Annotated in this window: 15 protein-coding genes, 1 tRNA gene and 1 other RNA gene; 8 read left to right on the top strand and 9 right to left on the bottom strand. The window is 32.6% G+C overall.

The features are described 5' to 3' along the window. Window positions 1-32 precede the first annotated feature (32 nt). Window positions 33-103, top strand: a tRNA-Gly gene (locus PMT9312_RS07340). A gap of 1 nt (window position 104) precedes the next feature. Here PMT9312_RS07340 and PMT9312_RS07335 read toward each other — a convergent pair. Then, window positions 105-2138, bottom strand: coding sequence for a glycogen debranching protein (locus PMT9312_RS07335; protein ID WP_011376964.1), 2034 nt, complete (start codon window positions 2136-2138; stop codon window positions 105-107). Between the two features lie 625 nt (window positions 2139-2763). On the opposite strand from PMT9312_RS07335, the gene PMT9312_RS07330 reads away from it, so the two are divergent. The 4 genes from PMT9312_RS07330 (at window position 2764) to PMT9312_RS07315 (ending at window position 4107) form a co-directional block, all read left to right on the top strand. Next, a complete protein-coding gene (locus PMT9312_RS07330) occupies window positions 2764-3039 on the top strand; it encodes an HU family DNA-binding protein (RefSeq protein ID WP_011132955.1) in 276 nt (91 codons plus the stop codon). A 140-nt stretch (window positions 3040-3179) separates the two neighbouring features. Next, window positions 3180-3491 (top strand): hypothetical protein, encoded by a 312-nt coding sequence (locus PMT9312_RS07325; RefSeq protein ID WP_011376963.1) that lies wholly within the window; start codon window positions 3180-3182, stop codon window positions 3489-3491. 54 nt (window positions 3492-3545) lie between these two features. After that, the gene (locus PMT9312_RS07320) at window positions 3546-3791 is read left to right on the top strand and encodes a hypothetical protein (RefSeq protein WP_011376962.1); all 246 of its coding nucleotides are present in this window, start codon (window positions 3546-3548) and stop codon (window positions 3789-3791) included. 58 nt (window positions 3792-3849) lie between these two features. Then, a complete protein-coding gene (locus tag PMT9312_RS07315; protein WP_011376961.1) occupies window positions 3850-4107 on the top strand; it encodes a hypothetical protein in 258 nt (85 codons plus the stop codon). Between the two features lie 209 nt (window positions 4108-4316). Here PMT9312_RS07315 and PMT9312_RS07305 read toward each other — a convergent pair whose 3' ends face one another. From PMT9312_RS07305 to PMT9312_RS07280, 6 genes are all read right to left on the bottom strand, one after another. After that, window positions 4317-4562: a chlorophyll a/b-binding protein gene (locus PMT9312_RS07305; RefSeq protein ID WP_011376959.1), complete on the bottom strand. Its 246-nt coding sequence runs from the start codon at window positions 4560-4562 to the stop codon at window positions 4317-4319. A gap of 50 nt (window positions 4563-4612) precedes the next feature. Continuing rightward, window positions 4613-5632, bottom strand: coding sequence for an adenosylcobinamide-phosphate synthase CbiB (gene cbiB / locus PMT9312_RS07300; protein ID WP_011376958.1), 1020 nt, complete (start codon window positions 5630-5632; stop codon window positions 4613-4615). Continuing rightward, a complete protein-coding gene (ilvC, locus tag PMT9312_RS07295; protein ID WP_011376957.1) occupies window positions 5620-6609 on the bottom strand; it encodes a ketol-acid reductoisomerase in 990 nt (329 codons plus the stop codon). Before ilvC ends, cbiB begins: the two co-directional genes overlap by 13 nt. Window positions 6610-6719: 110 nt before the next feature. Beyond that, entirely contained in the window at window positions 6720-7331 is a 612-nt protein-coding gene (locus PMT9312_RS07290; RefSeq protein WP_002807795.1) for an ATP-dependent Clp protease proteolytic subunit, read from the bottom strand. Between the two features lie 26 nt (window positions 7332-7357). Continuing rightward, window positions 7358-8020: an ATP-dependent Clp protease proteolytic subunit gene (locus PMT9312_RS07285; protein WP_011376956.1), complete on the bottom strand. Its 663-nt coding sequence runs from the start codon at window positions 8018-8020 to the stop codon at window positions 7358-7360. Between the two features lie 40 nt (window positions 8021-8060). Further along, window positions 8061-9170 (bottom strand): PIN/TRAM domain-containing protein, encoded by a 1110-nt coding sequence (locus PMT9312_RS07280; RefSeq protein WP_011376955.1) that lies wholly within the window; start codon window positions 9168-9170, stop codon window positions 8061-8063. Between the two features lie 98 nt (window positions 9171-9268). Here PMT9312_RS07280 and hemW point away from each other — a divergent pair, with 98 nt between their 5' ends. Together hemW and PMT9312_RS07270 are read left to right on the top strand one after the other, a co-directional pair. After that, window positions 9269-10492, top strand: a complete 1224-nt coding sequence (gene hemW, locus PMT9312_RS07275; RefSeq protein WP_011376954.1) for a radical SAM family heme chaperone HemW — start codon at window positions 9269-9271, stop codon at window positions 10490-10492. Window positions 10493-10803: 311 nt separating this feature from the next. Then, entirely contained in the window at window positions 10804-11181 is a 378-nt protein-coding gene (locus PMT9312_RS07270; RefSeq protein ID WP_011376953.1) for a hypothetical protein, read from the top strand. A gap of 104 nt (window positions 11182-11285) precedes the next feature. Here the strand turns inward: PMT9312_RS07270 and panB are convergent, their stop codons facing one another. After that, on the bottom strand, window positions 11286-12059 hold the full coding sequence (gene panB / locus PMT9312_RS07265) for a 3-methyl-2-oxobutanoate hydroxymethyltransferase (RefSeq protein WP_011376952.1): 774 nt from the start codon (window positions 12057-12059) through the stop codon (window positions 11286-11288). Window positions 12060-12106: 47 nt separating this feature from the next. Between panB and ffs the strand changes: the two genes are divergently transcribed. Further along, window positions 12107-12203: signal recognition particle sRNA small type (gene ffs / locus PMT9312_RS09380), an RNA gene on the top strand. A 12-nt stretch (window positions 12204-12215) separates the two neighbouring features. Here the strand turns inward: ffs and ftsZ are convergent. Continuing rightward, a complete protein-coding gene (ftsZ, locus tag PMT9312_RS07260; protein WP_011376951.1) occupies window positions 12216-13331 on the bottom strand; it encodes a cell division protein FtsZ in 1116 nt (371 codons plus the stop codon). Between the last annotated feature and the right edge of the window lie 165 nt (window positions 13332-13496).

The following is a 13496-nucleotide window of genomic DNA, read 5'->3' as shown; positions in this document are numbered from 1 at the left end:
GTATTATTGCAATGGTAATTCTATTACTTAATGCGGGCGTGGTTTAGTGGTAAAACCTCAGCCTTCCAAGCTGAAGATGCGGGTTCGATTCCCGCCGCCCGCTTTTAGAATATATTATTTTTTGCCCCAAATACTTCTTCCGAAATGATTAATAAAGAGCTTCTACTCTTTATTGAAACAGATTTTTCATTAATTGTTAAGGGTTCGAAAATCTCAGGTGCGCTGGTATCAATAACTTTTAACCAATTATATTTACATTTTGGTAAGGGGAAATCGATACTTTTTGAATATGCATTTAAACCTATCCAGACCAGAGGATTAGTTTTGCCTTTGTTTATGCTAAAGGCAACTGTGTGAGACCAACTACTCCAGTCGGGGCTATCTAACTTTGTTCCATGCCAATGATATATTGGAATATTTTTTTGGTTTTGATTGTTAGGTAAGAATGATGGATTAAAAATGTTTATTAGTTTTTTTCGAATTTTTATAACGTATTTAGAATATTCTAATAATTCCAAATCTTGTTGATCATGATCCCAATTCATCCAACCCAATAAATTATTTTGGCACCAAGAATTATTGTTGCCTCCTTGGGACCTTCCTATTTCATCACCCATTAGAATCATTGGAACACCTTTAGAGATAAGTAAACTAAGAATAAGATTTCTTTGTTGTCTTTTTCTTAAATCATTGATTAATAAGTTTTTAGTTGGTCCCTCCGTACCATGATTCCAAGAATTGTTATGGTTATCTCCATCTCTATTTTGTTCTCTATTAGCAAAATTATGTTTTCTATTGAATGTTACTAAATCTTTTAGAGTGAATCCATCATGTGAAGTAATAAAATTTATTGATTTTGGGAAAATATTATCTTCTTTATACATAGATGGAGTACCTTTTATTTTATCGCTCATATTCCAAGCTGTATCTTTATCTCCCTTCCAAAATCTTCGCAAATCATCTCTAAAATGGCCATTCCAAGTAAAAGTAGTCTTAGATGGGAAATCACCTAATTTATATAAACCACCACAATCCCATGGTTCACTTATGAATTTGATATCAATAAGTTCTGGTTCACATTCTATATCTTCAAAAATTGGAGGATTATCTAGTGGCGAAAGATTTTCTCCTCTTGATAGGGCAATTCCTAAATCAAATCTAAAACCATCAACTCCTAATTCACTCGCCCAACATTTTAATGATTCAATTATTAGTTTTCTAACTAATCCTCTGTTTGCTGCAATAGTATTACCGCACCCAGAGACGTCCTGATAATTTTTATCTTTTCCAATAAAGTAATAAAGATTTTCATCTATACCTTTCCAAGATATTACAGGTCCTTGGGAATCTCCCTCAGAGGTGTGATTGTATACAACATCTAAGATTACTTCAATGTCTGCTTTATGACATTCCTCTACTAATCTTCTAAATTCCTCTCTATTCTTTTCTGCAGACTCATTCGAAAGATATTCAAAATGCGGTGTAAACCAATTGATTGGACTATAACCCCAAAAATTTTCTAAACCATTTGGTGCATCAGTTGGATCAAAACAAAAAACTGGAAGCAATTCAATTGTTGTAATACCAAGTTCCTTGAGATACGGAATTTTTTTCAAAAATTTTTTAAAACAACTTTTATCTTTATCCGTTGACTCAGTAAAGGCTCTTATATGGAGTTCATAAATAATTGTTTCTTCCCAAGAATGTTTTGGTCTTGGATAATCTTCAAAATTAAATAATTTTCTGTCGCAAACTACGCTTTTAAGACAAGAATTAGTATTGTCATTCGTATTTAATGCATTTTCTCTTTTATAAATTCCCCATCCAGTAATACCCCTTGAACATGGATCAAGTAAAACCTTTTTTTCGTAATTATTGTTAATCCCATTATTTTTTTGATTTATTCTAAAAGCATAAATACAACCTTCATTAAGATTTTCTATTTCAGCATGCCAGTAGGGACCAGTGTTATGATTATGATCTAGTTTAAATATGTTTTTTGGGGAAATAGAGTCTTCTTTCTCAAACAACAAGATTTCTACAAATGCTGCATTTGTGGCTATTAGGGAAAAATTAACTCCTTTTGCAGTTAGAGAACTTCCTAGAGGAAATGGGTTACCTTTATTGATATGAGTCACTGTCTCTTTATCATTGCTGAATTAAATTTTGAGATAATTTATTCAAATTACTGATATTTGAATAATAGATGCAAAATCTAAAAAAAAACTAAAATTTAAGGTTTCACTAATCAACTCCATTAAATCTTGGAGAATACTAAATTTCTAACTTATTGCAATTTATCCATTAATCTGCTCAGTTATTAAAACGATTTAGAGAGAAAGTTTAAGCATGAGACAACCAGATTTCTCTTGATTTCAAAATACAAATTATGCTGTTTCATGTGATGAGAAGGAAATATATCTGAATATTAATAAAATATAATAAATAGTTCACATTCTTAACTTCATTACCATTTGACATTTTTCCTTTGATAAATGAAGTTAGATTTTTTAAGGCTAAAGCCAGTACTGCTAATGGTTTTAGCTGATTTTTAGATATGGATGCTAATTTTTATATGAGAAAAATGTGCGGTTAATAAATTAATTATTTAGCTAAAAATTTCTCTAATATTTTTATAAAGCTTTGCGCCGCCGTCATTTTCGGTTGCCGTATTCGTATTTGCTCCATATGATATGCAAGTTCGAGGTTTTTAGGCTTGATTAAAACTCTTGTCTTTTGAATCTCCGCTTTACAAACAATTCAATGAACAAAGCTGATTTAGTAAATCTTGTAGCAGCTCGTACTGAGCTCACAAAAACGGATGTTTCTTTAGTTGTTGATGCAGCTATTGAAACTATTGTTGATTCAGTAGTGGAAGGCAAAAAAGTCTCCATACTAGGATTTGGTTCTTTTGAGCCAAGAGATCGTTCTGCAAGACAGGGATTAAACCCTAAGACAGGCGAAAAAATAGCAATACCTGCTAAAAGAGTTCCTACATTCTCAGCAGGTAAACTTTTTAAGGATAGAGTTCAAGGGTAATCTTTTTTTAATCTAATTCTTCCTGAAATACTAAGGTGCTCTTTTTGGGCATCTTTTTTTTTTAATTGCAATAAAATGATTTTAGCTCAATGACCAAAACTTTTAACAAGGTATCCCAAATTTTGAGGTCTTAAGAAGTAATGAAATTTTTAACTACTTTATTCCTAAAACTTTTGTTGCTATCTAATTTTGTTATAGCAGAAACAATACCAACAAAATCCAACATTTTAAAGCAATCTAGTGAATGTATTAAAGATTCTCAAAACCAAATTTGTAGAGAATTAGTTTCTAAATTAGAAAAACTTCAATATGTAGTATTCGATCAAAATAGATTCAAGTGTCAATCAAGTTTATTGGGGTTGCAGTCTGAACTTATTGAAGCTTATTTTTTAAAAAGTTTGTCCAAGAAAAGAATTTCATTTATGATTCCATATGTGATTAAAAATTGTTAATTATTAAAATAATTTCTTTTTTTGGAATATTATAAAAATGCTATTTAAGTTTTAATGTCAAAAGGTTTCTCTGATAATGAAGTTAAGAATGATACTGAAATAAAAGATGTAAAAAAAGAAAATAAATTCTTACCTTCTTTTATTAAAGACAAAAAAATTACTTATACTTTGCCAAGTAAAAAACAACAAAATATTCTTGCATCAATAGTACTTGGCTTGAATGGAATTTTATTACTCATAGTTATCTTGTATCTAAATAATCAAAAATTCCATGACTTTGTTTTAAATATTGGACGTTGACTATATTTTTAGATCGAAAATTTTTTTTAGATGATATATTTAAATTTTAGAAAATTTTATGAAGGTCGTTAATTTAGTTTTTCAAATATTTTTTTTGTTAGCACTTTTTTTATTATTTATATATTATTTAACAGGTATTGACTCTGCTTTTGAGGCAGATCAGTATTGTCATTCAGATCTCTCAAGTTACGATAAATTATCCGGTAATTATGAGTGTGATCATGATACTGAAACACATCAGTGGATACTTTACGAGTCAAATGAAAACAAAGAACCAGCTAAAATTATTAAGAAATTTAGGTATAAATTTTTATAATTCAAATTTCTTATAAAAAAACTTTGCACATATTATGGATATTATCCCTGTAATTGTGAAGGTAAGATACTGATATATGCTTCCTTCTAAGTAAATTTTATTTTTATAAAGAGGATAATCTATGAAAGAACCTAATGTTCCCCATATTATTACCCATACAGATATGTATAAGAATACTTTTATTGGATTAGATTTTTTTTCTTCCATTTTTAATTGATGCCAAAAATTGAAGAAGTCACAGGTCTGCCGCTAAAAACCAACTCGGTTAATATTAGCATTAAGAATCCGATCATTGCTGCTCTACCATTCACAAGCTCAGCGCTACTATTAAATCCAAAAACATTCTTGACTTCATCACCCTGATTATCTACCCATTTTGAATATTCATTATCAGTTGATGATTTATTAGTAAAATCATCATTTTGATTTTCCATTGGAGAGTCTTTTTCTTGCATAGAGTCTTTTTTATTTATATTAATAATTTTTAAACTAATTTATTATTAAATTAAACTCGAAAGCATAAAAAAATTAAGATAAAAATTATTATCCATAAAAATTGTAATCTCAAAATTAGTTGACAAATTAATTTAATTTTCTCTCCAGTACAATTATCTCCAGTCGCATTGATTATTGGCTTTTCAATAATTTCATTTTTATATTTACTTTTTCCTCCCAATTTAATACCCGAAATATAAGCAAATATAGCTTCTGAAATCCCAGCATTAGGCGAATCATATTTTTTACCATCAAGATAACTTTTTATTATTATTGGTACATACTCATTAACTTTGGAACCAACTAAAGGTAATGTGATTAAAACTAATCTTGAAGGAACAAACGTAAAGATATCTTCGATTTTTGCACTGAAAAAACCTAAATATCTAAAGTAATCATATTTGTAACCTAACATTGAATCTAAAGTACTTATTGCTTTATAAGAAAAACCAAGTGACAAAGGCCCTGGTAGAAAAAATGAAAACTTCATAAAAATAATTCCAATAAAAATCCAAAATAATGGTCCAAATATTCCATCAACAGAATTTTCGGTAAGACTTTCGGTACTTGATCTCAAAAGATGTTCTATAGAAGATGAACTTACATCCCTACTTACTATTCTTTGAACCTTCACTTTGATTAGTCTATTATTTTGATCATTAATTTCCTTGCCTTCTATTAGCTCTGCAATCTCTTTTACACTTGAAATAAGTCCATTAGTAGCAATACAACTTGAAAGTCCCAAAAAAATTAAAAGCCCACTAAAAAAATTATTTCTTGATTGCACATAACTTAGTTCTATTAATTTCCCTAAACTGAAACTCAAACCAATAGTAGATATAGCGACAATGAAACCACCCCATAACAATATCTTTTTATTTTCTCCAAAATTATTTATGAGGTAATCAGATATTTTTTTTATGTAGAAGCCAATGATTTGAACAGGGTGGATAAGAAATCTTGGGTCGCCGATTAATAAATCAAAACCAATAGATCCAAGAAAAATAAAAAATAAATTTATTTCAGCCAACTGAACATAGAGCGAAGACCTTTACCGACTTTCTCAATTTCATGTTTTGAGTTCTCTTCTCTTAATTTTGTCATTAAGGGTTTATTTTTATCGCATTCTTCGACAAAGTTTTTAGCAAAAGTCCCATCTTGAATATCTTTTAGAATTTTTTGCATTTCTTTCTTTGTATCACTATTGATAAGTCTTTTGCCACTTACATAATCTCCATATTCTGCAGTATTTGAAATGGAATCTCTCATTTGAGATAATCCTCCTTTCACCATTAGATCAACAATAAGTTTAACTTCATGTAAGCATTCAAAGTAAGCAAGTTCTGGCTGATATCCTGCTTCTACTAGCGTTTCGAAGCCTGATTTGACTAGTTCTGATAAGCCTCCGCATAAAACCGCTTGTTCGCCAAATAAATCAGTTTCTGTTTCTTCTTTAAAGTTTGTTTCAAGAATCCCAGCTCTCGTTCCGCCAATCCCTTTAGCGTAAGCCATCGCTAATGATCTTGCATTTCCAGAAGAATCCTGCTCTACTGCGAACAATGCAGGAACTCCTTGACCATTCTGATACTCCCAACGAACAGTGTGTCCAGGTCCTTTTGGGGCAATCATTACAACATCCACAAAACTAGGAGGTTTGATAAGTCCAAATCTAATATTAAAGCCATGAGCAAAACTTAATATCTTTCCTTCTTTTAAATTTGGTTCTATTTCTTTAAGGTAAACATCTTTCTGAAACTCATCTGGAAGGAGAATCATAATCCAGTCTGCTTTTTCGCAAGCTTCAGAAACACTAAAAACTTTTAGACCATCGCTAACTGCTTTACCTTCAGACTTACTTCCTTTATATAATCCTACAATTACATCCATACCGCTATCTTTAAGGTTTAAGGCATGTGCGTGACCTTGTGAACCATATCCAATTATTGCTATTGTTTTCTTATTTAAAAGACTTAGATCAGCATCTGTGTCGTAAAAGAGTTGGGTCATTAGTTGTAGCTTCTTTGCATTTGATAATTAATATTTTAGACATTAAACGTGTAAATAAACCAATAAATTATTAATTTAAAAATTAAAATTAAAATATTAATTTAGAAAATTTAAGACTGATTTGCTTCGCTTGGATGTGTGATTACTCTATCAATCAGGCCATAGTTTTTTGCCTCTTCTGCACTTAGAAAATAATCTCTATCAGTATCCTTTTCAATTTTCTCAAATGATTGACCTGTCATATCCGCCATAGACATGTTTAACATATCTTTAATTCTTAAAATTTCCTTAGCCTCTATTTCAATATCACTTGCTTGGCGTTGGGATGTTCCTCCAAGGGGTTGATGAATCATTATTCTGCTGTGGGGCAAAGCAACTCTTTTACCTTTTGTTCCAGCGGCCAATAGGAACGCACCCATGGAGGCTGCGAGGCCTACGCATATTGTTACTACATCGCTTTTTACGTATTTGATAGTGTCGTATATAGCCAAGCCAGCAGTTACTGATCCTCCTGGGCTATTTATATATAGATAGATAGGTTTGGAATTGTCATCAGAATCAAGGTAAAGCATTTGAGCAACAAGGCTATTTGCTATACCATCATTTACTTCTTGTCCAAGAAAAAGAATTCTTTCAACACCTAGTCTTGTATATATGTCAACCCATCTTTCGTATTGACTTCCTGGAAGTCTGTAAGGCACACTTGGAGTTCCTATTGGCATGATTTTAAAGTAGTTGTTTGTGAGAGTTAAATTTTATTTGGTAAATCTTTCTGACTTGTGAGTATTCTATCGATAACTCCATAATCTAAGGCTTCCTGAGGATTGAGATAACTCATCCTGTCTGAGTCTTTAGATAGTTCTTCGATAGTCTTCCCAGTATTACGAGATAAAATCTCCAGCATTGATTTTTTATTTTTCAATACTTCCTCAGCTCTTATTTGGATATCAGTTGCTTGACCTCTTGCTCCGCTTATAGGCTGATGTAAAACAATAGAGGCATGTGGCAGAGCGGCTCTTTGCCCTTTTGTACCAGATGAGAGGATAACTGCTGCAGTCCCCATTGCTTGTCCGATACAGATTGTATGTACTGGAGGCTTAATGTAGCTTATCGTATCGCATATAGCGAAAGCTTCTGTTTCGAAACCAACTGCGTCGCCTGTGTACCAACTTGTCCCGGTTGAATTTATATAGAAATAGATAGGTTTTTCTGGATCCTCAAATTCTAGATATAGAAGTTGAGCAATGATTAGCTCTGTAACATCCATTCCTAGTTGTCTTTTGGCATCATCATCAGAAAATAATGGCAAACCAAGATAGACGATTCTCTCTTTCAGTAAAAGAGAGGGTAGATCAGGGGGCGGGGTCCTCATAACAGTGTTTTCACCGTAATAAGGAGCAGATACAGTCATTTGTATCACAAAATTAAGATTGATTTGATTCTAGCTATATTTAGCCCTGTGTCGCTGGTGATTTAAAAGATTTGTTTGACTCAGGATTATTTATTAGTTTTCCAAAGACCATTCTTCCAGTGGGAGTTTGTAATGCTCCTGTGATGACAATGTCTAATCTGCTTCCCACAAAATTCTTAGCCTCATCAATAACAACCATTGTTCCGTCATCTAAATATCCAATACCTTGCATTTTTTCTTTGCCTTCTCTCACGATTTTTATATTTAGTGATTCTCCTGGCTGTACTTCTGGCCTTAAAGCAATAACCAAATCACTCAAATTCATAACTTTTAATTCTTTAACTTCAGCAATCTGAGAGAGGTTATAATCAGCCGTAATTAAAGTCCCTGTCATATCCTCAGTAATTTTCAAGAGTTTTTCATCTACCCCATTACCTTCATACTTTGTTGGGTTTATTACGAGTCTTCTCCCATATAAATCCCTTAATTCTTTCAATAATTTAAGACCTCTTCTGCCTTTTGACCTTTTTTCGTTACTGCTTGAATCAGCTAGAGTTTGTAATTCATCAATTACACTTTGAGCAACAATTATTTGACCTTCCAATAAGCCGCAACTTAATAGGCCATTGATTCTGCCATCGATAATTACACTGGTATCTAGAATTTTTGGACTTGCAGCAGGAAGTATTCCTTCATTCACTAGATATGCATCAGTATTATTTGGATTGAATATTCTCAATAATGTCCTTCCATGGGTATCGGCTAACTTATAACCAAGCACACCAAAGAAAATGTTGCTTAATATAGCTGCTAAGGGTTTTGCAAAAAAAACTTCTCTTGGGAAGGGAATTAATAGTATTGGAGCAAGTAAGAGATTCGCAACAAGTAATCCTAAAATTAATCCAACTGACCTACTTATTAATAAGTCCGTAGGCATTGTTCTTATTTGATCAAGAAACGTTTTTCTAAGTTGAAGGAATACAAAACCAGCTGCTAATCCTATAAAAAGACCTATTATCGCTAAAACAATTCTAAAACCCTCTACATTAGATACCTGTTTGAGTATGTCTACGGGCAATAAATCAACCCCAAGCCATCCTGAAGCAGCGCCAGACAATACAAATAAAATTAATACTAAGATATCTGTCATATCTATAATCTACTAGGATTTATTAATTGAGTAAATAAGGATTTTATTTTTTTCGATCCTTAATACTTTTTTTTGGAGCTTAAAAATGTATTTAGATTATGAATAAGTTTCCAAGAAGTGCTTATGTGCACATTCCTTTTTGCCATAGAAGGTGCTTTTACTGTGATTTTGCAGTTATTCCACTAGGAAATAAAGTTGAAACTTTACATGGTTATGGAAGTAAAACTGTTAAAGAATATTTGCACTATTTATCCAAAGAAATATTGTCAATTAAGCATAAATCACCTCTTTCGACAATTTATGTTGGTGGCGGCACACCATCAATCTTGGATCCCCAACAAATTAAAGAGTTAATTGATCTTTTTAAAGAAAATTATGGAGTTGACTATGGTGCTGAAATTACTATGGAGGTTGATCCAGCTAGTTTTAATGAAGATGATCTTTATGGATTCATAAATGCTGGGATAAGTAGATTTAGTCTCGGAGTGCAAAGTTTTAATAATCAGATCCTTCAAAATTCTGGCAGGAGGCATTTGAGAGAAGATGCTGAAAAATCTTGTTTATGGTTGAAGAGAGTATTTGATAATGGGCTAATAAAAAGCTGGAGCTTAGATTTAATTCAAAACTTGCCACTAAGTGGATTTAAAGAATGGCAAGATGACTTAAATAAAGCAATAACGTTTTTACCACCTCATATTTCCATTTACGATTTAAATATTGAAAATGGAACTGTTTTTAAAAAATTAGTTAATTTAGGAAAATTAGAAGTTCCAAGTGATGAAGAGGCTTTTAGAAATAGTGAAGTAACACATGTAATTTTAAAAAACTCAGGGTACTCAAGATATGAAATCTCAAACTATTGTCTTCCGAGGCATCAATCGAGACATAATAGAGTTTATTGGAGTGGTTCAGGCTGGTGGAGTTTTGGTCAAGGTTCCACTAGTTCACCTTGGGGGGAAAAGTTAACTAGACCAAGAGTTAGTAAAGAATATAAAGAATGGGTAATTAGGCAATACGAACTTAATTTAGATTCATCCCTCACTAATAAGGATTTTGTCTATAAAGAACTTGATGAGAAAATAATGTTGGGAATGAGACTTAAAGAGGGTATAGATATCTATGAGGTGTTTAAAGAACAAAACTGGGAAAATAAAAAATTTGAAAGTAACTTGAGTAAATTACTTGAAGAATGGGAAAGATTTCTTGAAAGTGGACTATTAGTTAGAAAGGGGAATAGATTCTTTTTAAGTGAACCTAAAGGGATGGAGCTAAGCAATCAAATTCTTATTTCCATGTTTAAGTGGTGGGATGAGATTAATTAAGACTAATCATACCCTCTTTGTCATAGCTAAAACCATTGCCATCACTAGTTCTAAGAGAATTCTAGATAATAAAATAAATTCCTTCGAAAACTTCTTTGACAAAAGGTGAAGCAAATTTAAAAAATATAAAATGATTGACAGTCGATCTAAAATAATGGGAAATAGAGAAATTAGTTGATGGATTACACAAAGGAACAAATTGAATTTATAGAAAAAAGAAACCAGAATTTAGACCTAAACCAGTTCCAAGTCTTGATGCTGTAATAGTCGAGTTCCTGAAGAGATATGAAGTAGATATAGACTCAGCTTCTTTGAAAGAAATAAATGTTGGCACTGCATTGAAAGGAGGAATAATCGGTATGGCAAAGAAAAAAACTCAAGTTGAAGAATGGACAAAATGGAAAAAATGGGCGTTAGATCATAAAGACTTTGAAGACTTTAGAGCAATTAGGATAGATGAACCTAAAGCTTTTAATTTGAGGGTTTTGGAGAAATCAAAAGATCCAGAAGTCCAAAAAGAGTTAGAGCCATTAATGGAAGAATTTACAAAAAAAAATAAAGCATCAAATAGAAAAAGTCTCGTCTTTATAGCATTAGTGGTTGCTGTTTTAGGTATTATAAATATCTGGATATATATAGAAGATAATAATAAGGGCTGGAATAAACAAAATATAGAGCAATATAAATAAATTTAGTTATTAAATGAAAGTCTTGTTAGATTCTTAATATCCTTATAAACTACTGCAAATACTGCTTTCTCAGCGAATCTCTACTTATGACAAAATGTAGGTGATTAGTTAAGTCTTTCAGAGTCTACCCATTCTTTTAATTTATCCTTAAATAAATGCTTCCCTTGAATTATCGGTTGGCAAAATGGTGGTTGATCATCATTAAGGCCTAATAAATCTGCAGTAACTCTTACTTGCCCATCGCAAAAATTACCTGCACCGATGCCTATTGTGGGAATTGTTAAGTTATTTTGTATTTCTTTAGCAAGCAACTCAGGCATATGTTCAAGAACTATTGAAAAACACCCTAATTTTTCAAGAATAGAAGCATCTTTCTTTATTTTTTCTTGGCTTTCTAAGCTTTCTCCTTGTTTCTTTAATCCTAGATTTAAGTAGCTTTGTGGTGTAAGACCTATATGACCCATAACAGGGATTCCCATTCTTATTAATCTAGAAATAACTTTTTGTATTTCTGGTTCAGCCCCTTCTACTTTTACAGCTTTTGCATAAGTGCTTTGAATTATTTTTCCTGCATACTCAACAGCTTTATCCTCTCCACATTGGTAAGTCAGAAAAGGCATATCGGTAACTAACAAAGGTTGTTCTTCAATTTTCTTTTTGAACCCCCTTGAAACAGCATTAGTATGATAAATTATATTTTCTAAAGTTAATGGCAATGTAGATTTGTATCCTAAACAGACCATTGCTAAGGAATCTCCTACTAAGACTAGATCAACATTAGCTTGTTCTGCAATAGATCCTGATATAGAGTCCCATGCAGTAAGTGCAATAATTTTTTGAGATTGTTCTTTATATTTAACGAGGTCTGAAGGTAACATAATAAATTTATGTATCTTTTTTAATCAAGAATTGCTAATATGTTTTTGACTCGGCCTTTCGCGGTTTTAACGCCTAAACCTGGTCAGGACCGGAAGGTAGCAGCCACAAGGGATGCTTGAGGCAGGCGAGATAACCGAGTCACTCTATTTTACCTATTAATCTATATCTTTCTTATTTTGCCTTAATCTCAAAAACTCAGGAATACTTGCTCCTGAATCTTTATTGTCGGACATATTATATAAGGGTTGATTTGATAATCTGTTTTTAATTCTTTGTTGTTTTAAAGGTTGATTTGTTTCAAATCCGGTAGCAATTACAGTAACTTGTATTTCTCCTTCCATTGCCTCATCAACAACTGCACCAACAATAATATTTGCCTCTTGATCAACAACATCATAGATAATTTCAGATGCGGAGGTCATATCTTCTAAAGTCATGTCTTTGCCACCGGTAATATTTATAATGCAGCCTTTAGCTCCATCAATTCTAGCTGCTTCTAATAAAGGACTATTCATAGCGGCCTGTGCTGCCTCTAGTGCTCTTGATCTTCCTGAACCGATACCTATTCCGAGAAGAGCGGTTCCTGCTTCTGTCATAACCGATCTTACATCTGCGAAATCAACATTAACTAGTCCTGGGCAAGTAATTATGTCACTGATGCCTTTGACGCCCATCCGTAAAACATCATCAGCATTCCTAAATGCTTCTTGAAGGGGAGCTCCTGCTATAACATCTTTTAAACGGTCATTTGGAATGACTATAAGAGTATCTACGTTTTCAGCTAGTCTTGCGATTCCCTCTTCTGCTTGACGCATTCTTCTTTTCCCTTCAAAAGAAAATGGTTTGGTTACTATCCCTACTGTTAAAGCACCACTTTGTTTAGCTACTTCTGCAACTACGGGAGCTGCTCCTGTACCAGTTCCCCCACCCATTCCAGCGGCGATAAAAACTAGATCTGATCCCTCTAAAGTTTGTTGAAGCTCATCTTTAGATTCTTCTGCAGCTTTTTGGCCAATACTTGGATTCCCACCTGCACCTAAACCCCTGGTAAGGTTTTGTCCCAGTTGAACTCTACGCTCAGCAGAAGACTGTATTAGTGCTTGCGCGTCGGTATTGAGTACTCGAAAAGATACACCCTCTAAATCACTACTTATCATTCTATTGACTGCGTTACTTCCACCACCTCCAACACCAATAACTTCTATTTTGGCGTTTTGGCTTGGAAGGATTTCTCTCGATTGATCAAAGTTTGGATTGTTACCGAAGCTCATCTCTTAATAGGAATCTAATACTAGTATTGGGTGCATTATGAACTTACTGAGCTCATATGTAGGAATTTGTTGAGGAAAATCCTTAAAATATTTATTTTTCAAATATTCTGTTTTGAATGCTAAACCCTCATTAACACTACAATAATTAAAAAAAATTATTCAAAA

The sequence above is a fragment of the Prochlorococcus marinus str. MIT 9312 genome, from assembly GCF_000012645.1.
Classification (GTDB): domain Bacteria; phylum Cyanobacteriota; class Cyanobacteriia; order PCC-6307; family Cyanobiaceae; genus Prochlorococcus_A; species Prochlorococcus_A marinus_L.
Note: the sequence above shows the minus strand (reverse complement) of the source record. Positions and strands in the feature narration are given on the sequence as shown.

Excerpts from the sequence above, each read along its gene's own strand:
- PMT9312_RS07315 (WP_011376961.1), top strand. The coding sequence starts at position 3,850 with ATGAAGGTCGTTAATTTAGTTTTTCAAATATTTTTTTTGTTAGCACTT.
- PMT9312_RS07325 (WP_011376963.1), top strand. The coding sequence starts at position 3,180 with ATGAAATTTTTAACTACTTTATTCCTAAAACTTTTGTTGCTATCTAAT.
- PMT9312_RS07305 (WP_011376959.1), bottom strand. The coding sequence starts at position 4,562 with ATGCAAGAAAAAGACTCTCCAATGGAAAATCAAAATGATGATTTTACT.
- PMT9312_RS07285 (WP_011376956.1), bottom strand. The coding sequence starts at position 8,020 with ATGACTGTATCTGCTCCTTATTACGGTGAAAACACTGTTATGAGGACC.
- panB (WP_011376952.1), bottom strand. The coding sequence starts at position 12,059 with ATGTTACCTTCAGACCTCGTTAAATATAAAGAACAATCTCAAAAAATT.
- hemW (WP_011376954.1), top strand. The coding sequence starts at position 9,269 with ATGAATAAGTTTCCAAGAAGTGCTTATGTGCACATTCCTTTTTGCCAT.
- ilvC (WP_011376957.1), bottom strand. The coding sequence starts at position 6,609 with ATGACCCAACTCTTTTACGACACAGATGCTGATCTAAGTCTTTTAAAT.
- PMT9312_RS07330 (WP_011132955.1), top strand. The coding sequence starts at position 2,764 with ATGAACAAAGCTGATTTAGTAAATCTTGTAGCAGCTCGTACTGAGCTC.
- PMT9312_RS07320 (WP_011376962.1), top strand. The coding sequence starts at position 3,546 with ATGTCAAAAGGTTTCTCTGATAATGAAGTTAAGAATGATACTGAAATA.
- PMT9312_RS07290 (WP_002807795.1), bottom strand. The coding sequence starts at position 7,331 with ATGCCAATAGGAACTCCAAGTGTGCCTTACAGACTTCCAGGAAGTCAA.
- PMT9312_RS07280 (WP_011376955.1), bottom strand. The coding sequence starts at position 9,170 with ATGACAGATATCTTAGTATTAATTTTATTTGTATTGTCTGGCGCTGCT.
- ftsZ (WP_011376951.1), bottom strand. The coding sequence starts at position 13,331 with ATGAGCTTCGGTAACAATCCAAACTTTGATCAATCGAGAGAAATCCTT.